General features: G+C 57.0%; 21 protein-coding genes. 15 read left to right on the top strand and 6 right to left on the bottom strand.

The window, feature by feature from the left end:
- Positions 1-233 precede the first annotated feature (233 nt).
- Positions 234-668, top strand: a complete 435-nt coding sequence (locus RBB63_RS05010; protein ID WP_309381713.1) for an RNA recognition motif domain-containing protein — start codon at positions 234-236, stop codon at positions 666-668.
- A gap of 371 nt (positions 669-1,039) precedes the next feature.
- Here the strand turns inward: RBB63_RS05010 and RBB63_RS05015 are convergent, their stop codons facing one another.
- Positions 1,040-2,857, bottom strand: a complete 1,818-nt coding sequence (locus RBB63_RS05015) for a site-2 protease family protein (RefSeq protein ID WP_309381715.1) — start codon at positions 2,855-2,857, stop codon at positions 1,040-1,042.
- A gap of 164 nt (positions 2,858-3,021) precedes the next feature.
- Between RBB63_RS05015 and RBB63_RS05020 the strand changes: the two genes are divergently transcribed.
- Positions 3,022-3,459 carry a DUF5069 domain-containing protein gene (locus RBB63_RS05020; RefSeq protein ID WP_309381716.1) on the top strand — a complete coding sequence of 146 codons (438 nt, stop codon included), beginning with the start codon at positions 3,022-3,024 and terminating at the stop codon, positions 3,457-3,459.
- Here RBB63_RS05020 and RBB63_RS05025 read toward each other — a convergent pair whose 3' ends face one another.
- The gene (locus RBB63_RS05025; protein ID WP_309381718.1) at positions 3,460-4,182 is read right to left on the bottom strand and encodes a cytidylate kinase-like family protein; all 723 of its coding nucleotides are present in this window, start codon (positions 4,180-4,182) and stop codon (positions 3,460-3,462) included. It lies immediately after the preceding gene.
- 166 nt (positions 4,183-4,348) lie between these two features.
- On the opposite strand from RBB63_RS05025, the gene RBB63_RS05030 reads away from it, so the two are divergent.
- Positions 4,349-4,696: a phenylpyruvate tautomerase MIF-related protein gene (locus RBB63_RS05030; RefSeq protein WP_309381720.1), complete on the top strand. Its 348-nt coding sequence runs from the start codon at positions 4,349-4,351 to the stop codon at positions 4,694-4,696.
- 67 nt (positions 4,697-4,763) lie between these two features.
- Here RBB63_RS05030 and RBB63_RS05035 read toward each other — a convergent pair whose 3' ends face one another.
- The 3 genes from RBB63_RS05035 to RBB63_RS05045 form a co-directional block, all read right to left on the bottom strand.
- Positions 4,764-5,480 carry a hypothetical protein gene (locus RBB63_RS05035; protein ID WP_309381722.1) on the bottom strand — a complete coding sequence of 239 codons (717 nt, stop codon included), beginning with the start codon at positions 5,478-5,480 and terminating at the stop codon, positions 4,764-4,766.
- A gap of 83 nt (positions 5,481-5,563) precedes the next feature.
- Positions 5,564-6,334 carry an ABC transporter permease gene (locus tag RBB63_RS05040; protein WP_309381724.1) on the bottom strand — a complete coding sequence of 257 codons (771 nt, stop codon included), beginning with the start codon at positions 6,332-6,334 and terminating at the stop codon, positions 5,564-5,566.
- A complete protein-coding gene (locus RBB63_RS05045; protein WP_309381726.1) occupies positions 6,324-7,394 on the bottom strand; it encodes an ABC transporter permease in 1,071 nt (356 codons plus the stop codon). Before RBB63_RS05045 ends, RBB63_RS05040 begins: the two co-directional genes overlap by 11 nt.
- Positions 7,395-7,499: 105 nt before the next feature.
- Here RBB63_RS05045 and RBB63_RS05050 point away from each other — a divergent pair, with 105 nt between their 5' ends.
- The 4 genes from RBB63_RS05050 (at position 7,500) to pdxH (ending at position 10,966) form a co-directional block, all read left to right on the top strand.
- Complete coding sequence (locus tag RBB63_RS05050; protein WP_309381728.1) at positions 7,500-8,453, top strand: purine nucleoside permease; 954 nt, start codon at positions 7,500-7,502, stop codon at positions 8,451-8,453.
- A gap of 208 nt (positions 8,454-8,661) precedes the next feature.
- Entirely contained in the window at positions 8,662-9,171 is a 510-nt protein-coding gene (locus tag RBB63_RS05055) for a methanogen output domain 1-containing protein (RefSeq protein ID WP_309381730.1), read from the top strand.
- Positions 9,168-10,268: a sensor histidine kinase gene (locus tag RBB63_RS05060; protein WP_309381732.1), complete on the top strand. Its 1,101-nt coding sequence runs from the start codon at positions 9,168-9,170 to the stop codon at positions 10,266-10,268. The genes RBB63_RS05055 and RBB63_RS05060 overlap by 4 nt, the downstream gene beginning before the upstream one ends.
- 59 nt (positions 10,269-10,327) lie before the next feature.
- A complete protein-coding gene (gene pdxH, locus RBB63_RS05065; RefSeq protein ID WP_309381734.1) occupies positions 10,328-10,966 on the top strand; it encodes a pyridoxamine 5'-phosphate oxidase in 639 nt (212 codons plus the stop codon).
- Between the two features lie 48 nt (positions 10,967-11,014).
- Here the strand turns inward: pdxH and RBB63_RS05070 are convergent, their stop codons facing one another.
- On the bottom strand, positions 11,015-11,620 hold the full coding sequence (locus RBB63_RS05070) for a hypothetical protein (protein ID WP_309381736.1): 606 nt from the start codon (positions 11,618-11,620) through the stop codon (positions 11,015-11,017).
- Positions 11,621-11,834: 214 nt separating this feature from the next.
- Between RBB63_RS05070 and RBB63_RS05075 the strand changes: the two genes are divergently transcribed.
- The 8 genes from RBB63_RS05075 to RBB63_RS05110 all read left to right on the top strand — a co-directional run bounded on the left by RBB63_RS05075 (position 11,835) and on the right by RBB63_RS05110 (position 19,075).
- The gene (locus tag RBB63_RS05075; protein WP_309381738.1) at positions 11,835-13,772 is read left to right on the top strand and encodes a potassium transporter Kup; all 1,938 of its coding nucleotides are present in this window, start codon (positions 11,835-11,837) and stop codon (positions 13,770-13,772) included.
- A gap of 37 nt (positions 13,773-13,809) precedes the next feature.
- Positions 13,810-14,655, top strand: a complete 846-nt coding sequence (locus tag RBB63_RS05080; RefSeq protein WP_309381740.1) for an SMP-30/gluconolactonase/LRE family protein — start codon at positions 13,810-13,812, stop codon at positions 14,653-14,655.
- A 31-nt stretch (positions 14,656-14,686) separates the two neighbouring features.
- The gene (locus tag RBB63_RS05085; protein ID WP_309381741.1) at positions 14,687-15,088 is read left to right on the top strand and encodes a Fur family transcriptional regulator; all 402 of its coding nucleotides are present in this window, start codon (positions 14,687-14,689) and stop codon (positions 15,086-15,088) included.
- Between the two features lie 185 nt (positions 15,089-15,273).
- Positions 15,274-15,675 carry a hypothetical protein gene (locus tag RBB63_RS05090; protein ID WP_309381743.1) on the top strand — a complete coding sequence of 134 codons (402 nt, stop codon included), beginning with the start codon at positions 15,274-15,276 and terminating at the stop codon, positions 15,673-15,675.
- Between the two features lie 83 nt (positions 15,676-15,758).
- A complete protein-coding gene (locus RBB63_RS05095) occupies positions 15,759-16,445 on the top strand; it encodes a sulfite exporter TauE/SafE family protein (protein WP_309381745.1) in 687 nt (228 codons plus the stop codon).
- A 6-nt stretch (positions 16,446-16,451) separates the two neighbouring features.
- The gene (locus RBB63_RS05100) at positions 16,452-16,745 is read left to right on the top strand and encodes a hypothetical protein (RefSeq protein ID WP_309381747.1); all 294 of its coding nucleotides are present in this window, start codon (positions 16,452-16,454) and stop codon (positions 16,743-16,745) included.
- A 125-nt stretch (positions 16,746-16,870) separates the two neighbouring features.
- Positions 16,871-17,635 (top strand): DeoR/GlpR family DNA-binding transcription regulator, encoded by a 765-nt coding sequence (locus RBB63_RS05105; RefSeq protein ID WP_309381749.1) that lies wholly within the window; start codon positions 16,871-16,873, stop codon positions 17,633-17,635.
- A 27-nt stretch (positions 17,636-17,662) separates the two neighbouring features.
- Complete coding sequence (locus RBB63_RS05110; RefSeq protein ID WP_309381751.1) at positions 17,663-19,075, top strand: rhamnulokinase; 1,413 nt, start codon at positions 17,663-17,665, stop codon at positions 19,073-19,075.
- The last annotated feature ends 69 nt before the right edge of the window (positions 19,076-19,144 follow it).

Genomic DNA, 19,144 nt, shown 5'->3' on the forward strand with positions numbered 1-19,144 from the left:
TCTGCCTGAGCGTAAATATCTTCACCAACGTGTATCATAGTTCTTACTTGCATGTGAGCGCGAAATTCTCCATAAACGCGCCTGTTTTTACTGGGTAGGGCATGCGGCCAATCAATCGCGTGCAATTCCTCGGCTAAAGACTCTGGGTGACTTTCACCCGCAGTGAGCTTGGTTCGGGGCGCCGGAATCCTGCTCGTTATCCTCCGGCGCTGAACAAGAAAAGAATTAAGACAGTGGACATCTACGTTGGGAATATTCCCTACGATCTTACCGATGACGAGCTGATGAGCATCTTTGGCGCTCATGGCGAAGTCACTTCGGCTAAAGTCATCATCGACCGTGAAACCGGCCGTTCCAAGGGCTTCGCATTCGTCTCCATGGCGAGTGAAGACGAAGCAAATGCAGCCGTTGAGGCCCTCAATGGGGCTGAAATCGGCGGGCGTCCCGCCAAGGTAAATATCGCGCGTCCGCGCGAAGAACGCCCTCCTCGCCGTGACTTCGGCGGCGGCGGTGGCGGCGGCTTCAAGCGCGGCGGCGGCGGTGGCGGTGGCTACCGCGGCGGCGGTGGCGGCGGTGGTTACCGCGGCGATCGTGGTGGTGATGACGGTGGTTTCCGTCGTCGCGAGCGCGGTGGCAGCAGCGGCGGTCGTGATCGCCGCGCCTTCTAAGACAGCCTAAAGAGCTATCCAAAAATTCCAGCTCAAGACAGCTGTTTTACGAGGCTGATCGCCCGGTAAGGGCGAAGCCAACATTTTACATCCTTTCCTACGATATAAACGCCGGCCTCACTAGGTCGGCGTTTCTGCGTTCAAGAGCAATTTCATTTTGAACAGTCCAGTCTGGCCGCAGTGATTTTCCGTGTCCCGCAAGACGCGAGGAGCCCACGGGCATGCAACCAATGCTTTCTCCGTAGCGAGGTCCTGCATTGATGCCATGCGCTTCATGGAATCACCCTGAGCGGCGCCACGCTCCCACTGAGCAGACCTCAACCTCCTCTATCCTACCCTAGATCTAACTTCAGCTTCCCTTTGCGCAGCGGTTAATTCACTGAACGGTCCGGGCGAAATTCGAGTGGGATGCGGCGCTGGAGTTCCAGTTCCCAAGCCCGCTGCTCCTCGTGATAGCCAACTTCGCGCATCGAGTCGAAATACAGAACATAGAACATCACACCAAGCAGCAAAAACATGAAGGCGCCTTGCACGCTAGCGATGAAGTTAATCGGCAGCGGCTTGCCCGTCAGCTTGCTGATCGTGGCAAACATCATGTGGCCACCATCGAGGACAGGAATCGGTAAGAGGTTCAGCACCGCCAAATTTATGTTCAGTAGGACTCCGAACCAGAACGCCATACGCCAATCAAACTGTGCAATGCGATAAAGGTTCGTCGTGATGCCGACCGGGCCGGAAAGGTGACGTAAGCCGATGTCCGACTTCGGGCTAAGCAGGCTACCCAAGGTCCGGAATGTGCGCTCAATGTGCTCCTGAAACTGCACTAGAGGGTTCTGGTGAATCAGGATCATGTCGGACTTCGTCTGGAAGCCAGCATGCGTGGTGCTAACGGGCCGATTGAGTGAAATCGCCGCAGAAGCTGGAAGCATGCGAGTGATTGTGGCCCCATCCAGGTTTGTCAGCTCAATTGTGAACTCTTCTCCCTGATGCGTCTGAGTGTAATCCAAAAACTGCTGCAGTGAATCCATCCCCTGCCCATTCACCGACGAGATGAACCAGTTGCCATCGCTCTTTAAAAAGCCTTCACCGGGATCCAAGCTATAAACTGCCAATTTCGAGGGCGTACTCGTCACTGCTTTGTCACCAGCTTCATCGGGAGCATACTTTGGCATCACCCAAAATGCAGTCTGGCCACCTTCAGTCAGGCTAATGTGGGCATCAGGACGGTTATAAGGAATTTCCTGCGGAGTCATCGTCAGGGTGACTTGCTCATTTCCGCGCTGCACGAGTAATTGAGTCGGCTCCCCAACATGGGCCGAAATTTGGTCCAGATATTGGCCCCCACCATAGACTTTATTTCCGGCCACTTCTAATATCTCATCCCCTTTTTGGACGCCAGCCAAGTCCTCGGGAGAATTTTCCAGCACACGGTCGACTTTTAGTTGCTCCGCCGGGCCAATCCCCACAAAACGCATGCGGTCACCGGACTTGGCGTTCTCAAGGCGTAAAACTGGGTTCACGGTCAAATCGAAGACTTCGTCACCGCGCTTGACGCTAAAAATGGCGGTCGGGACACCAGCATCGTCACGCCCTGTTCCTAGTGCAATGTGTTCTCTGACTTCTTTGAAATTCGCAATAGGCGAACCGTCAATGCCCACAATCTCGTCACCTGGGCGTAGGCCAGCTTTCCATGCCGGACCTTCAACCACGCTGTCAGCATCTACATTGATAGTCTCTCCCACGTAACCGATGACATTGGTTTCACCGCTGGAGTTGGAAGGATAACCGGTGTACCAACCGATGCAGGCAATGACGACTGCGAGGCAGAGATTGAAAAACGGCCCTGCGAAAGCCACATACATTTTGTCCGCATAACCGATTGGCGGAAGTTTTTCTTTGGCCTCGCCTTCGCCTTCGAGCGCGCGCATCTCAGCAAGCTGAGGTAAAGCCACATAGGCGCCAAAAGGGATCGCGCAAATACAATACTCCACGCCGTCCTTGCCCTTCCAGCTCAAGAGCTTCGGCCCCAGGCCAAATAAGGAGAAGCGGTCAACCTTCAACCCGCGCCAACGCGCAGCGATGTAGTGGCCGTATTCGTGGACCACAATGGAGCCATTAAAAATCAGGAGCACCCAGAAGATGCCCCATGCGCTGCTGAACAGCATATCAAATATGGTGGGTTCGCCCATTCTTACAAACGTAGATGATTCGAAGTCAGACCGCAATGCCGAAGAAATGTTCAATCGCCAATTTGGCATGGCTGACGAAGGAGCCAACTTTCAATCAATGAATAGCAGGTAATATCATATGTCACATTGACAAACAACGCCATCCGTATATCATGCGTTTTGCGATGAAACTCGTTCCCCTATTGCCTTCTACTGTCTGCGGTCCCCTTGGCGTCAAACACCTGCCCCGACTGTGGCTCAAAGTTTCACTCCGTCTCCAGGAAAAGCTCCAGGACGACTACCAGAGCATCGGTCCCGGATTTGACCGCATGACACTGGAAGCGCTTGGCATAGAGCAAGAAGCGTTTGAGAACTATATTGCACAGGATCGGCCGACCTACATCGAGCTAGAGGCTTGGATCATCGCCAACTACAGCAATAATCTGGACCCCTGCAAGATCGCCGCGCTCAACCGCATGATCGACACCTACCAGCACGCGCCCGAGACCCGCGCCCAGATCCTCGACGAAGCGGGCATTGCCGATGATAAAAGCTTCATGACCGCCTCAATGCTCAACAACATCGACGACTGGACGGTCTTCCACAAAAGCTTCCTGCAGTAATTACAGCGCCAACTCAGCCGGAACCTGCATCCGCCGCAGCGCAGCAGAGGCGATGATTCGCACGATCTCCTCCTCCGAGAGCATGTCGGTGTTGATGACCAAGTGGTAAAGCTCTGGGTCCTCAATATCGCGGCCAAAGTGCGTCCGGAAATAATCGCGCCGGTCGCGGTCATCCTTGAGCAGACGATCCGCAGCCTCCTTTTCACAAAGACCGAACAGATTCTCCAAGTGCTGCAAGCGATGCTTAACCGAGCCAACCAGGCGGACATTGAGCACATTGCGCAGGCCAGCGCCCACCACGCAGGCGCCCCGACCCACGATGATCGCGTGCCCACGCCCCAGCAAACGGACAATGGTGTCGCCGACTTTTTCGTGGAGTTCCCACATGGAGGGATGCAGGCCGACGATTTCATTAATCGTTGACTGTAGCTCGCTGACGCGCGACTCCGTCATAAACTTCTCCAAATAACGCGGCAGTTGGTGGTCATCGAGTACGCGACGGATCAAGTTCTTGTCGAACAAGGTCCAAGGCGGATTGGTTTGCTCATCCACCTGCTCCAAATGCTGCACGAGGAGTTTTGCAATGGTCGTGCCGCGGGCGCCAACTTGCCGCGAAAGGGTGATCGCTGGCAGTGCAACCTGCTGGTTACGGGCAAAACCATGGTCATTCGCCGAGCTAGTAACATAAGCCCGGCATTTCTCAAACAAACGGGTATCGGACATGGGGTTTCCTTGGTTAACTGTAATATAATTCAGCGGGTGGGTTTGCTCAAGTGAAAAATTGCATTCTGAAGGCGCTATTATCCGATTTCTTAGGTTAGATTAGCAGAGACTGCCCAAAGTTCCCTGTTGTCTGGACTTCTGGAGAAGATCGGTTAAGTTCTTGATTATGCCCTACTTAAACATCCAAACCAATCAGTCCCTCAGCCCTGAATCCCTGGAAAAGCTGCTCGCGGGCAGCTCCAAGCTCGTTGCCGAAGGCTTAGGCAAAAGCGAGGAGTTCATGATGGTTTCCGTCAAAGACAACACGCCGATGATCTTCGGCGGCAAGCCCGGCCCCACCGCCTTCCTCGAAATAAAATCCATCGGCATACCCGCCAATAAAACGAAGGAAATCTGCCGCTTGCTTTGCGAGCTGGTCAAATCCGTAGCGGACATCCCACCCGAACGCGTCTACGTGAAATTTAATGACGTCCAGCGATCTATGTGGGGCTGGAAAGGCGACATGTTCGGCTAGCCACCAAAAAGCGACGGCCTATACCATAGACCGCCGCTTCACTTGGGTGTAGAAGGAAACTGTGTCCTTAAGCGCGCTTCCGGCGACGGATTAGCACCGCGCTTAAAATCATGGCCCCAATGCCAGCCGCAGTTACTCCGGGCTCGGGCACAATGGTAATGCTGCCTGCGCTGCCAAAAGTGCCTGGGTCGGTTGGCGAAATCGGCGTAAAGCTGTCAGCGACAAAAGTCAGGATGTTCGCACCAGCGGTTAAATCGCTAATTTCATCCATAAAGTCCTGCCCCGCAAGGGTATTTGAAGTCAATACCGCCTCACCCGCGCCAATTGCCGCAGGATCAGCATTGTTGTCCACTTCCACAACGAAACGCGTCAGGTAGCCACTCGCCCATTCAACATCATCGTAATAGAAAGTTAGATTCGTCGGGGCCGTGAAGCCCGCATCATCATAACGATAATCTTCAAATCCGGGAGTCGCTGCACCTGGAGATTGAGTCACTGAGCCAGCGCCAAAATAGAGCTCCAACGTAGTAAAGCGCCAGCTCAGCAAAGTAATGTCCAAACCGCCGCCACCGGGCGAAAAGAGATCCATGCCTTCTTGCGTAGCGCCGCTACCTCCACTGGGGCCAGATAGTGAACCATCGTAATCGGCAATGATGTCATTAAACATGGCAGTCGGCCCGACCCAAGAGGGGCCACTCGAATCTTCCACGTTGGTAATGCCGTTATTGTAGGTAATAAACGCCGCACTAGCAGAAAGCGACGTGAGACTTAGCAGGGAACTCACTAGCAGTTTCATAGTAGAGACAAGCATAGGATTTTAACCCCACAAGCGCAAGCACATAACGCCCAGATTTTTTAAGTGCAATTTTAGCTGGCTAATGTCTTTCCTCTACTCAGGTGAACCGCCAGCAACAGAGCGCTCAACAAAATACCTGGTAACAACACGAGCCACGGCGCATTGGTCAGGTAGGCTTGGTTCTGCCGCAGCATCGCTCCAAGCTCCGGGAAATCCGGGTCGCCAATCAGCCCCAGAAACGCCAAACCACTCAGTTCGAGGGCACAAAGCGCAAAGACCAACCGGGCCAAGGCCGCGACATCGGGGGCTAGGTTGGGCCAAAGGGTGCGCCGAAACAACCCCCACCCTACGGAGCCCAAGGATTCACTGGCCTGAACATAAGCTGCCCGCAGCTGCTCGCGCCAGTTGATCCGTAATTGACGATAGCTGATCGGCGCATTGCCCAGAGCGACGGCTAGGACCAACGTCGCCCCCCCCGGCGGCAGAAACACGAGCAAGATCAAGCTCAGGAAAATCACCGGCAGTCCCAACCAAACCGAAGCAATCAGCGGCACCGCAACGCGGCCAATGTTGCCGGTCTTTTCTTCCAAAGTGAGCATCAGGCCCGCGATCAAGAAATTCAAAGCCAGGGCCGCCAGACTTAAGGTCGCGGTGTTCGCCAAGCCACGCCACAAGCGGCTGAGCACATCGCGCCCCAAACCATCTACTCCCAGCCAATGCGCCAGACTAAATCCGCCCAGCCGCAGTTCACGGAAGTCTTGCGCCAGCGGATCATAGGGAGTCCAACAGAGCCCCACCGCCACGATCGCAACGACGCCTGCAAGCAGCCAGTTAATGCGCATCGTCGCCCTCCCCCGGTTGCGCCAGGCGCGGATTCAGCGCGACTGCCAGTAACTCCGTTAACCACACCACGGCGAAGATCAAAAACATCACCAAGAGCAACGCATATTGAATGATGAACACATCGCGGTCCAACACTGCGCCGACTAGGTAACGCCCCATTCCAGGCCAGGCAAACACGGTCTCCGTCAACACCGAGCCGCCCAGCAGCAGCCCAAAACTCGTTCCCAGCACGATGATCAGCGGTGCGCCCAGTAAGCGCAGTCCATGTCGTAACCAGATCGCCGTTGGCGAAAGCCCTTTGGCCCGCAGCGCCACGAGCAAGCGCTGCCAACGCGGCTCCTGAATACGCGCGCGCAACAGGCCACTCACCATCGCCGCCGGGAAAAACGACAAGCAAAGCGCGGGCAACGCCAAATGATGCAGCGTCGAGCCAAGCGCCTCCCAATCGCCTGCGGCTAAGGAATCGATCACCAGAAATCCAGTCCCTTCGGGCCTCTCCAGAATATAGTCAAAACGCCCTGAAACCGGGAACCAATTCAACCACGCAGCCCCAACGATGATGAACAACAGGCCGAGCCAGAAAATCGGTACGGTCAGCCCCAACGCGCCAAGCGCCTCCGGCAAGCGACGCGCCCATTGCCAGGGCGCCAGCTCTGCCAGCAGGGTGGTCCCCACCCCGATCACGACGCCGAGCGCCAGCGCGGTCAGACTCAACTCCAGGGTCGCGGGCAGGCGGTTCTTCACTTCGTCGGCGACCGAGCGTTGGTTGAGAATGCTCGCGCCCCATTCGCCCTGCAAAAAATTGCCCAGGTAGTTCACGTATTGCGCTGGCCAGGGCAGATCCAGCCCCAGCTCGGCCTCGATCTGCGCCGCGCGCTCCGGGTCTGGCGCTTTTTGCGCCAACAACACCCCGTCGCCCAACGTCAGGCGCGACGCTGTAAACAGCAGCGCACTCGCCGTCAAAAACAGCGCCAGCAACAGCAGTGACTTGCGCAGCGCAAAAGCAACCATTGCCCATATGCCATCCACCCCGCCCCCCAAGTCAAGGCAGCAACGCACAACATGCTGTTGCTTCGATCGTTTTGCTTGTTGAAAAAAGGCGACGCGGCCAAGAGGTTCATTTTTCGGCGTGCGTTTGCGCGAAATAACATGATGCTCGTGGGCATGCCACATCCAGTAAAGGCAGTACTCATAACGATGTTTGAGCCGGGCAACGGGCAAGCCGGCGAACTCTCTCCCTACATCCAACCATTTGGCCTGAAGCCAATCGAGCTGCCCGGCAGCGGGTTAGACCATGTCTTTGCCAATGAAGACCGCTCGCTGCTCGCGCTGGTGGCGGGCGTCGGCACCGCCAATACAGCCGTCTCCCTGTTATCGCTCGGGCTTTGCAGCGAGTTTGATTTCACCCAAACGCACTGGTTGATCAGCGGCATTGCTGGCGTCAATCCACATGAGGGCGCACTGGGCAGCGTTTATTGGGCAGATTGGGTCGTGGACGGCGACTTATGCCACGAGGTCGACCTCCGCAGCGCGCCCAAAGACTGGCCCATTGGCATCTTTCCCCTTGGCGCCAAGGAACCTTACGGACCGAGCACGCTGGAAAGCGGGCTTTTTGGTCGTCCTTATCAACGCTTTCAAATTAACCCCGAGCTCCTTGCCTGGGCGGTTCATGAAACTGCTGGTCTGGAGCTGGCCAACCCGCCGGAACTGGTCGAAAGCCTGCAAGACTTTCAATCGTTCCCCCAAGCCATTGAAGCGCCTACCACCGCCATCGGCGGCACGCTCTCGGCCGCACGTTTTTGGCACGGCGAACACCACAATGAATGGGCGCAGCAGTGGATGCATTATTGGACGGATGGCCAGGCCCGCTTTGTGACATCAGCCATGGAAGACACGGGCACGCTACACGCCATGGGGCAACTGGAGCGCATGGGCCGCGCCCGTCAGAACCAGTTGTTGGTCATGCGCGCAGCCAGTAATTTCACGATGCCGCCTCCGGGCAAATGCGCCGTTAAAAACCTGATCGGCGACGCCGAGCCCAATTACCCGGGCATGGTCGCCGCGCTGGAAAACTCTGGTCGCGTCGGCGGACACATTCTCCGACAGTGGCTAAAGTAATTCCTTGCCCTGAATATAATATGGTATTTTCGGCGCCATAAGCACGCTCAGTGGAGTCGGTATATTACGGTAGTTGATTCAATAGAGACATCGCACGCTATCCACTGGGCAGGTGGCTTCAAACGCGTGTAAAAATATGTAAAAGCCGGTCAGGACTCTAGGTAAATCGACACCCAAGCCGTATAATGAGTGTCACCTGAACCGGACCATGCCGACACTGCATAATAACCAACGTGACCGCGATCAGTTCCTGCGTGAGCTGGTCACCGAAATTGCCACCACCCTGCAGGACGTCGTCGGCATGGAAGAAGCCGAGGGCTTTGTCAAAATGGTGGGGTTGCGGCTGGGGCAGAAGATCAACGAGGACTACACCACCGCCGAAGACATCGGACACTGGAGCATGGAAGACCTCGCCAATGTCCTGATCGACCTCAAGGCCAAGATCAACGGCGGCTTCAGCGTGGAAAGCATCGACGAGGACAAAATCGTACTGGTCAACTCCCGCTGCCCCTTTGGCGAGCTGGCGGTCGGGCGCCCTTCCCTCTGCCACCTGACGTCTTCCGTGTTCGGCCAAGTCGCTTCGTCGCACTTTGGCTATTCCAGCGTTGAAATCACGGAATCCATCGCCCGCGGCGACCACCGTTGCCGGGTCATCGTCGCCTTAAACCCCGATGTCGCCACCCAAGGCAGCGTCCACTTCCACCGCGGTAAAGTATGAGCGCTAAAATATTTCAGGAGCAATTTTCGCTACTCGAACAAATCAGTTGCCCCATCGCTCTGGTCGATGAGCAATTAGTCCTGCACTTTGCCAATGTAGCCTTTGCCGAGAGCCTGGGCGGCGCCCTGCCAGTCATGGGAGACCTGGAAAGCATCCTCGCCAACACCGACTCCGTCCGTCGGAGCCTCATGAGCGCAGCCGCCATTTCCAGCCCCATCCCGATCCGTCTGGAGTCTGTTTACGAAAACCAGGCGCTACACGGCCTGATAAGCCGCGTGACCTACGCCGGGCGAACCCTGTTCCTCGTCCATGGCTCTCAGCACGACACCAATCGCTTCCTCAAGCTCAATACCCAACTGGAGTCGATCAACACCACCCTGAGTCGTGAACGCCACCTCGCGCGGCAGCACGAAAACACGCTTCACGCCATCGAGGCCTTTGTCGATGTGCTCGTGCACGACATTCGCTCGCCGCTGGCCACCGTCGTACAAGGCCTGGACCTGCTGCCCGAGGAAATCGAGGCGGACAACCTGGAATTCAGCCGACGCCTCATGGACCAGCTTAAGCAGTCCAGCACGCGTCTGGTGGAGTTCGTAGACAGCCTTTATGAGCACTCCAAGGTCCACCGTTCACAGCTGGAGGTGGAGAGCATCGACCTAGCGACCCACATGACTTATCTTCAACAGGATTTGGCCTCGCTCCTCGAAGAATGTGGCGGCGAATTAATCCTGCAAACCGTCCTGCCGGTCATTAAAGCAGACCGGCAACTCCTCCGCCAATTGCTCCAAAACTTGCTGCAGAACGCCGTCAAGTTCCGCCACCCGGCACGCAAGTTGACGATTATGGTCGGCTGCGAGCGCCTCGATGATTCCACCCTCGAACTCTTCGTCCGCGATAATGGGCAGGGCTTCGAGCCCAATCTCGCCAAGCAACTCTTCGACCCCTACGTGCGCAACCAAGGCAGCGCCAACAGCGGCATGGGCATTGGGCTGGCGACGTGCCGCTCCATCGCGGAAAAGCACGACTGGTCGATCCGCGCAATCGGCAAGCCCAACGAAGGCGCAGAGTTCCGCATTCGCATCCCCTCGCACATGTAGTCGTATTCCGCCAAGCGGGCAGCCTTGCATTACCCCAAGCAGTGGTTCAACTTAACCGCATGGCAGACCCCGCAGACATGCGTCGCGAATACACTCAAGCCGGGCTTTCCGAGGAAAACGCCCTCGCGGACCCTTTTGCGCAATTCCGTCTCTGGTTTGAACAAGCCTTGGCCGCCCAGCTCGTGGAGCCCAATGCGATGACCCTGTCCACCGCCGACGCGAATGGAGCGCCGGACTCACGCACCGTCCTGCTCAAGGCATACGACGAGCGCGGCTTTGTGTTTTTCACGAATTACCACAGCGCCAAGGCTGGCCAGATCGCAAATAATCCGCACGTGGCGTTGCAGTTTCCATGGTTGGGGCTGGAGCGCCAAGTCAAGGTCCGCGGCCTGGCCGAAAAAATTTCCACCACCGACTCGCTGAAATATTTCCTGAGCCGACCACGCGGCAGTCAACTGGGCGCCTGGGTGTCGCATCAAAGCAGCGTAATCAGCTCGCGCAGCATCCTGGAAATGAAACTCATGGAAATGAAGCGTAAGTTCGGCGACGGAGAAATCCCCCTGCCTGACTTCTGGGGCGGCTATCGCGTAAAGCCGGAGTTCATCGAGTTTTGGCAAGGTCGCCCGAGTCGACTACACGACCGGCTGGCCTACACCCGACAAGGCGACGCCTGGCAAATCGAGCGCCTCGCCCCTTAAGCCAACGTCCCGCTGGACTGATCGAATTGCCCATTGGCAAATGACCGACTAAGCCGTTTTCGTTGATCGGCGCTTTCGCCATTTGCGGACGCCAACGCCCATGGCCAACGAAGCCAATCCGGCCAAGGCAATGGTCGTGGATGACTCAGGAATCACCGCGCCAAGTGGGGCGGTTTGACCGGCATTGATCGAGCCGTATCGCTCATCATTATACGCAGCGGCGAGGAAAGTTGTCGTGCCCCTGTTTTTGAAACTGATACGCACCCAGCCAGTTTGTAACCCGAGTGTGAGGAATCCGAATGTCGCGGTATAACTTGCCGTTGCAGGGATCCAGGCGGCGATTCTTTGTACGGCGTTGAGAAAAGTGATCGCCCCACCATAGGGCACGGGGCCGCTATACCAGCCGCTCATGCCGAAAGTAGTCCCGATTGTTTTGCCCGAGTTATTATTGAAAGCGGGGAAGTGACCAACGGAATTCGAGCCGTCGTAGAGATATTGGCCATACCCATATCCTGGGGCAAAAGGCACAGTTTCAACGGCAAAAGTCAGGTTGACGATGGCGGCGGACGCTGGCGAAACAGCTAAGACAACCGATGAAAGTGCGACGCCGTAAGCGGGAAATCGAGTATGCCGATTAATGTCAGTCTGCTTCATAAGCTTGCCTTGAGGACTCATTGTGAAGGGCCAGGGTATACTTGAGATTATCGTGCGCAGAGTAGAATCAGTCAAGCCATCTACAATTTAAATTATCATATTAAGATACTATTTAGTTTTTATTTATCTGACATTAAGTTAGCGATCACCGTTCTAAGATGGAGGTGAATAAATATCTCGATGCAGCGGCGAGTTCCCCACATGATGCCCAACCGTGACCGAGAGCGCTCAGGGGGAGGGATCTGCAATCACGCCCAAGGCCAAAACTGCGGCCTTGATGGTGGGCGCGCTGGGCGTGGTGTTTGGCGACATTGGCACCAGCCCGTTGTATGCATTCACCACGGCCTGCAATTACCTGGACAAAGCGGATGTCGAAACCTCGGTGCTGGGCATTACCTCGCTGTTCTTTTGGTCGCTGATGCTGGTGGTGACGGTGAAATACCTCGGCTTCGTCATGCGGGCGGACTACCACGGGGAAGGCGGCGTGTTTTCGCTGATGGCTCAACTGCGCCCCTATTTCTCATCGAAACGCGGCACGCCAGCCGTCCTGTTGATCATGATGTTTGGCGCTGCTCTGCTGCTGGGAGACGGCGTCATCACGCCGGCAATCTCAGTGCTCAGCGCGGTCGAAGGTCTGGAATTCGTTCAACCAAAGCTGGAGCCTTACATTGTGCCGCTTTCGATGATCGTGCTAGTCGGTTTGTTCACGGCGCAACGTTTTGGCACAGGAAAGATTGGCGTGCTGTTCGGTCCGGTCATGCTCATTTGGTTTACGGTGCTGGGCGCATTGGGCGCGTGGCAACTGATGCAGCACGGGCTGGGCGTGCTCGTCGCGGTCAACCCCTACCACGCCGTTCACTTTCTGGTGGTTCATTGGCAAACGGCGATCTGGGTGATCGGGGCCGTGGTTTTATGCGTGACGGGGGCTGAGGCGCTTTTTGCAGACATGGGCCACTTTGGGCGCAAGCCGATCACGCTGGCCTGGTATTTCGTGGCGTTGCCCGGGTTGCTCCTGAATTACTTCGGGCAAGCGGCGCTCGTGCTCTACGCGGGCGAGGCGCCGGAAAATGTCTTTTACGCGCTCGTGCCCGATGGCTGGCCAACACTGGCGCTGACCATCCTCGCGACCATTGCGACGGTGGTGGCCTCTCAAGCGCTTATCTCGGGATCCTTCGCCCTCGTCCGGCAAGCGATCCAGCTACGGCTGCTGCCTCCCCTGCAAATCATCCATACCAATGAGGAACACGAGTCGCAGATCTTCATCCCGCTGGTGAACCAGTGCCTTGGCCTGGCCTGCATCTTCACGGTATTGCTCTTTCGCTCGGCCGAAAATCTGGCCGCCGCCTACGGCCTGGCTGACACCGGCGCCATGATCGTAACCAGCATTGCATATTTCTTCGTGCGCACCAAGCGACAGGAAAAAGGCATGGCGCTGAGTCTGGTTTTGCTGGCTGTCTTCTTCACCGTGGACTTTGCCTTCTTTGGCGCAAACCTACTCAAGCTCCTGTCTGGCGGTTATTATCCGCTGGCCATCGCCGGAGGCGTTTTCCTGATGATGATCACCTACCGCAGAGGGCGCCAGGCGCTGCATCATTATCATAATGAACGCCGCGAGCCCTTGACCACGTTTCTGGAAAAGCTCAACCCCGATGACTATCAACGCATTCCGGGAACGGCAGTTTACCTCTCGGGCAATAACCTGATGATGCCCATCATCCTCGCCAATCAACTGCGCTTGTTTAACAGCCTGCGCGAACGAAACCTGATCCTGACCATGGCCCCGGAATCCGTGCCCCATGTACAGGGCGGGCTGATTACCGAAACCATTCCCCTGCCACACGGTTTTGTGCGCGTCACCGCGTCCTATGGCTATGAGGACCGGCCCGACCTGGATGCAATCATCAACGAGGCGGAGCGGCGGTTATTCTCCGGCGCCGTCCCCCAGCCAGTGGCGTATTTCGCGTCACGCGAACGGTTGTTATCGGGCAAATGCCACACCATGCCGATGTTCATGCAGCGCCTTTTCTCGCTGCAACTGCGTAATTCACGGCCGATTTATGAATACTTCATCTGGAAGCCCGATGACTTTGTTGAGCTTATCCAAACGGTGAGGTTTGACGAAAATCCAGTTAAGTCGAACAAGCCCAAATAGATTCGCCTTGCAGCGGCAGATGCCTCAATTTCCCGCCATGCTCCCCCGCCCCCTATTCGCCATCATTGCCTTAGCCTGCGCCTCCCTTGCTTGTGCGGAGCCTCAGATTGAACGCCTGGCAACGGGATTCCGGTTCGTTGAAGGGCCGACTCAAAGCCCAGTCGACGGAGCCGTTTACTTCTCCGACATTCCCGACCGCAAAGTGCATCGGTGGGACCCCAAAACCAGCGAGACATCGGTTTTCCTGGAGGACTCCGGTGGCTCGAATGGCCTGTTGTTTGCGCCCGATGGAACCCTCTTCCTCTGCCAGGACAAGTCGCGACGACTCGCGATGCGGTCACCCGATGGCGAGCTGACCGTGCTCGCGGACAGCTACGAAGGCGGCAAGCTCAACAGCACCAACGACCTGTGGATCGACCCTCAGGGCGGCGTCTACTTTACCGATCCTAAATACGGCAGCAAGGCTGGCTTGGAGCAGGACGGCGAGCACGTCTATTATCTGAGTCCGGACCACCAGACCCTGACCCGTGTCGCCAACGATTTAGTCCGCCCCAACGGCATTGTGGGAACTCCCGATGGGAAAACGCTCTACATTGCCGACCACGGCGACGGGAAAACCTGGAAATACGCCATCACAGCGGACGGAACGCTCCACGATAAGACGCTCTTTGCCGATCAGCCTTCCGACGGCATGGCCTTGGACGCGGCGGGCAATGTCTATTTGACGCACGATGGCGTGGATGTCTACTCCCCCGATGGTGAACTGATCACGAGCATTATCCTGCCCGAACGTCCGGCCAATGTAACCGTAATCGGCGAAGACCCGGTCACGCTCTTTGTCACGGCGCGGAAATCCGTTTACCGCGTCACGCTGGAGCATTGACCAGGCACATGGGTTATTATTCGATTCCGACATGAGCGACGCGCCCACATTCCGACGCACCCGACAACGTGAAGCAATCTATCAGGCGATCTCCTCCGCAGAACGTCCCCTGAGCTTTGAGGAGCTGCTGGAGCGCGCACGCGAACACTATCCGCGACTCGGGGAGCGCACCGTTTTCCGCAATGTGCGCGAAATGCTCGACGACCACACGCTAGTCCGCGTTTACCTGCCGGGCCAGCCCGCACGCTACGAACTGCCCACCGGCAACCACTGCCCGCACTTCATCTGCCGGAAGTGTAATAATGTATTCGTGCTGCCGGAGGAAACACCGGACATTCTACCGGAATATTCCTCGAAGATTCCCAGTAACTTCGTCCCCGAAGGAGAAGAAGTCATCATCTTCGGCTACTGCCGGAAATGCCCAACCGAGTAATCTTCCCACCGCAGGCAGGCCGTATGAACCGCCGTGCGCTGAGGTTTGGCCAATTCGGAAAGTCATGGATTCATCTGGCACTCAAAAATAGGGGGTGTCGGTCATACGCCTAAGCAAAATACACTACAGACCGGATAGTAATTTTTTCGTGGATTCGTATCATAGTGCAACAATACCAACACGCTATGGAAGACCACACCAACGACGCCAGCCAAACGTACACCAATCTCCTCGACGCCGAGATGCGCCTCATCGTCAATGCGGAGAACGAAGACTTCATCCGGACGTATTGCCACCTGATCACCGAAGTCATTACGCGTTCTTTTTGGCGGGTCCGTCGCCTGGAGCCGACTCAGTTTGTCCGCCTCTATGCTGAGCTGTGCCAGGAGTTGGCGGTCTGCGCCCACACCCTGGGCTACTATAGCGATAAGACGATTGCGGGGATATGCATCAGCCTGCGCCTGCAAAAACGACTAAACCGGGTGCTGATGCCTCATAAGCGCACTCAGCGCGAAAAGATCAAACCCAAATCCGTCGACGAACCTCCTGCCAAACCTGCTTTCACCAAAGTGAGATACGTGGCATAGCGCCTTCAGCGGTGGGTGACTGAACGCGCTATTTGGAGCATTTCCCATTGCCTGACGCCAAGATGTGCCGATGGTAGTGGGAAATGCTTTCCGCTGCCCTTATCGATAGCGCATCAGCCGCCTTCATCGCCGGCTTGGTGACCAGCCCACACTGCGTTGGCATGTGCGGGCCGATCGGCTGCGCAACGCTTCCGCTCGGGCAGTCGGAAAGCTCGTTGGCCTGGGCAACCGCCAGCTACCACCTGTGCCGTGCGCTGGCTTACATGACCATTTGCCTGCTCGCCGGCCTACTCGGCAGCTCCGCCCTGGACGCTTTCGGCGCAGCGCCAGCGCGCATATTGCCCTGGTTAATGGTCGCCATGCTGCTCGCGGTAGCGTTTCGACTAGACCGGTATTTTCCCAAACCCAAGGCCTGGGGGGGCTTATTTCAAAAAGCCAGCCGCAAGGTGCGCCGACTGCCACGCTGGCTGCTCGGCGCCGGACTCGGCGCACTCACCCCCCTCCTGCCCTGCGGCCCGCTCTACCTGATCTTCACTGTCGCGTTGTTTTCCGGCTCGCCAATTCGGGGGGCCGAAATCGGGCTTGGGTTCGCACTCGGGACCATTCCCCTCCTCGCGCTCGCGCAGGGCGGATACTTCCGCTACCAGGGAAAGCTTTCACCCTCCGTTTTGCGCTGGGTGCAGTGTGTGTTCGCGCTTGCCGCGGCAGGATTAATCTCCTACCGTATGATCGCCAGCGATGGCGCATTTGGCGAACAATTCTGCCACTAAAATCCTATGAGCACCCCGGAAAACCTGGTTTTTGAAGTCGAAGGCGTGACCCCCGCAGAAGTCACCGTAAAGCCTGGTCGCTGCGAGCTTTTACTCAAGCACGACGAGGGCGGCCTCACCGTCACGTTCCATAACTTCGTGCCGCTCAAGCGGATCATCGATTTGTTCAACGGTTTCGACAAGCTCACCGTCATCGACCAACACGCGCCGGACAACGAGGTGGAATCCGGCCGTTTCCTGGTTCGCGCGCAACGCGGCGATGAGATCATAAAGGGCTTCTGCGACAATTTCGAAGGTTAGGCAGTTCAGTCAATCGGGGCTCAAATGCTGAGTGCAAGCGCTCATTGGAAGAACGTGAAAGCTTTTGGTTGATTTCGCGCAGTGGGGTTTTTAATCTGCGGTTTTAACTAGATTAGCGCGCGCCCATGACGAATAAACAACGCCTCGACGAAATTGAAAAATTCATCCGTGAGCACAAGTATGCCGACCTGCATACGCTCGGGACGAAGTTCGACATTTCGTTGTCTACGGTGCGGCGCGCGCTGAACGAGCTGGAAACCAACGGCGTGATCCGGCGTCACCACGGCGGCGCCAGCCTCGTGGACAGCGAATTGGCCAGCAGCGACTACGATTTCATCACTCAGGACGACCGACAATCCGAAGAAAAGCACCGCATCGCGCATTCTGTCGCGGCGCGGATTGAGTCCGGGATGACGGTTATCATCGATGGCGGCACCACGAGCTATGCCGTCGCCAAGCTCCTGACAGAGAAGCGCTTAGTGGTCATCACGAACAGCCTGCCCGTCGCGGCGCTATTCAGTGAGGTCGGTTCCTGCGAGACGATTGTCACCGGCGGCACGGTTTACGCGCGGTTGGGCATTCTTTACGGCCCAACCTGCGAGCAGGCGCTCAGCCAGGTGCATGCCGACATCGCCATTTGCGGCGGCGCAGGCCTCACGGCGCAGGGGCTCTGGAACACAAACTCGTTCATCGTCTCCTTCCAACAGCGGATGATGGAGTCCTCCGACCAGACCTACTACGTGATGGACAGCAGCAAGCACGACCGCCGCGCCCTCCACCTGAGCACCCCTTTCAAACCCAATCTCACCCTGGCGACCGACGCCCAGCCCGGAGCCGACATCTCCAAAGCCATCGAACAAAGCGGCGCTGAGCTCATTGTCGCAAAATAGCGAATCCCGAACCTCCCCCCCACTGCGATGAAGAAAACCCATTGCGCCGCCGTCGATCTCGGCGCCACCAGCGGACGCGTCATTGTTGGCGCCTACACCCAGGACTCACTTGAGCTCACCGAGATCCATCGTTTCCCGAACGCGTTTCATCGGCTGAACCAGCACGATTACTGGGACTTGGGCGGCTTCTTCAGCCACATTCAAAAGGGCCTCATCGAGGCTAAGAAACTCTTTCCCGAACTGGTTTCCTGCGGCGTCGACACCTGGGGCGTGGACTTCGCACTGCTTGACAAAGATGGCCGCCTCGTCGCCCCAGTACACGCCTACCGCGATGAGCGCACCGAGCCAATCCGCGACCGCATCCTCGCCAGCGGCGACGATAAAAAACTCTACGACTGGACCGGCCTCCCCCCCGTCAATTACAACACGGTGATTCAGCTCCACGAGTCGCTGACCGCCTTTCCCCACCTGCGCGAGGCCGTCGACCGCTGCCTGCTGCTTCCGGATTACTTCAATTACCTGCTTTCGGGCCAGATGGTCAACGAAGTCTCCATCGCCAGCACCGGGCAGTTACTCGACATCCAAACCGACGGCTTTTCCCAGGAGACGCTGGACTACTTTGGCATACCCGCCAAGTGGTTTGAAGGACCGGCCAAGGCAGGTCAAAAGCTCGGCCGAGTCCGCGAATTGCCGGGCTTGGAAGACGTCGAGGTTATCCTGGCGCCAGGGCATGACACCTCTTGCGCGTTTGAGGCGATTCCCCGCATTGGGAAGGATTTGTTTATCTCGGCCGGCACTTGGCTGCTGGTCGGCGGCCTCACCGCCAACGCCGCATCCGGCGACATCGCCTACAAGCTCGGCGTATCGAACGAGCGCGATGGCCAGGGAGGTTATCGTCCCAATAAAATCCTCCTCGGCCTCTGGCTATTGGAAAAAGTGATGCCATTCTTTGATGGCCGCCCGACCAACGACGCAGAGTGGTCGGCGCTCATCGAGCGCGCAGACGACATTGGCCGGGCCGAAGTGCTGATCGACACCAGTGACCGCTCGCTCTTCAATCCAGAAAACATGAAGGAGGCAATCGACGCCAATCTCGCCAAGCAAGGCGGCAAACCGCCTGCGGATTTGCCCGGCTATGTGAGTTTGATCTGTGACTCCCTCGGCGCCAGTGTAGCCGATACGGTCAGCAAATTTGAAGCGATGACGGGTGAGTCTTTCGACAACATCATTATCGTCGGCGGCGGTTCGAAAAACCGGCTTCTGTGCCAGCGCATTGCGGATTTTGCCAACATCCCCGTGACCAGCTACAAGCTCGAAGGAACCACTGTGGGCAACATCGGCTACCAACTACTCGGCTTGGGCGTGATCGATTCGCTCGACGAGTTTCGCGCCGTCGTCGCCCGCGACATCGCCAAGCAAAGCTACCGCCCCACCGCCTAGAGCACTTTTCATCTAGATTGGCCGATCAGGCCGCAGTGATTTTTCGTGTCCAGCAAGGCGGCTTGAGCG

The organism is Cerasicoccus frondis, assembly GCA_031296915.1.
Lineage (GTDB): Bacteria > Verrucomicrobiota > Verrucomicrobiia > Opitutales > Cerasicoccaceae > Cerasicoccus > Cerasicoccus frondis.

What these genes read in the sequence shown, in the direction of transcription:
- RBB63_RS05015 (WP_309381715.1), bottom strand. Translation starts at nt 2,857, where the DNA reads ATGGGCGAACCCACCATATTTGATATGCTGTTCAGCAGCGCATGGGGC.
- RBB63_RS05020 (WP_309381716.1), top strand. Translation starts at nt 3,022, where the DNA reads ATGAAACTCGTTCCCCTATTGCCTTCTACTGTCTGCGGTCCCCTTGGC.
- RBB63_RS05025 (WP_309381718.1), bottom strand. Translation starts at nt 4,182, where the DNA reads ATGTCCGATACCCGTTTGTTTGAGAAATGCCGGGCTTATGTTACTAGC.
- RBB63_RS05030 (WP_309381720.1), top strand. Translation starts at nt 4,349, where the DNA reads ATGCCCTACTTAAACATCCAAACCAATCAGTCCCTCAGCCCTGAATCC.
- RBB63_RS05040 (WP_309381724.1), bottom strand. Translation starts at nt 6,334, where the DNA reads ATGCGCATTAACTGGCTGCTTGCAGGCGTCGTTGCGATCGTGGCGGTG.
- RBB63_RS05050 (WP_309381728.1), top strand. Translation starts at nt 7,500, where the DNA reads ATGCCACATCCAGTAAAGGCAGTACTCATAACGATGTTTGAGCCGGGC.
- RBB63_RS05055 (WP_309381730.1), top strand. Translation starts at nt 8,662, where the DNA reads ATGCCGACACTGCATAATAACCAACGTGACCGCGATCAGTTCCTGCGT.
- RBB63_RS05060 (WP_309381732.1), top strand. Translation starts at nt 9,168, where the DNA reads ATGAGCGCTAAAATATTTCAGGAGCAATTTTCGCTACTCGAACAAATC.
- pdxH (WP_309381734.1), top strand. Translation starts at nt 10,328, where the DNA reads ATGGCAGACCCCGCAGACATGCGTCGCGAATACACTCAAGCCGGGCTT.
- RBB63_RS05070 (WP_309381736.1), bottom strand. Translation starts at nt 11,620, where the DNA reads ATGAAGCAGACTGACATTAATCGGCATACTCGATTTCCCGCTTACGGC.
- RBB63_RS05080 (WP_309381740.1), top strand. Translation starts at nt 13,810, where the DNA reads ATGCTCCCCCGCCCCCTATTCGCCATCATTGCCTTAGCCTGCGCCTCC.
- RBB63_RS05085 (WP_309381741.1), top strand. Translation starts at nt 14,687, where the DNA reads ATGAGCGACGCGCCCACATTCCGACGCACCCGACAACGTGAAGCAATC.
- RBB63_RS05090 (WP_309381743.1), top strand. Translation starts at nt 15,274, where the DNA reads ATGGAAGACCACACCAACGACGCCAGCCAAACGTACACCAATCTCCTC.
- RBB63_RS05095 (WP_309381745.1), top strand. Translation starts at nt 15,759, where the DNA reads ATGCTTTCCGCTGCCCTTATCGATAGCGCATCAGCCGCCTTCATCGCC.
- RBB63_RS05100 (WP_309381747.1), top strand. Translation starts at nt 16,452, where the DNA reads ATGAGCACCCCGGAAAACCTGGTTTTTGAAGTCGAAGGCGTGACCCCC.
- RBB63_RS05105 (WP_309381749.1), top strand. Translation starts at nt 16,871, where the DNA reads ATGACGAATAAACAACGCCTCGACGAAATTGAAAAATTCATCCGTGAG.
- RBB63_RS05110 (WP_309381751.1), top strand. Translation starts at nt 17,663, where the DNA reads ATGAAGAAAACCCATTGCGCCGCCGTCGATCTCGGCGCCACCAGCGGA.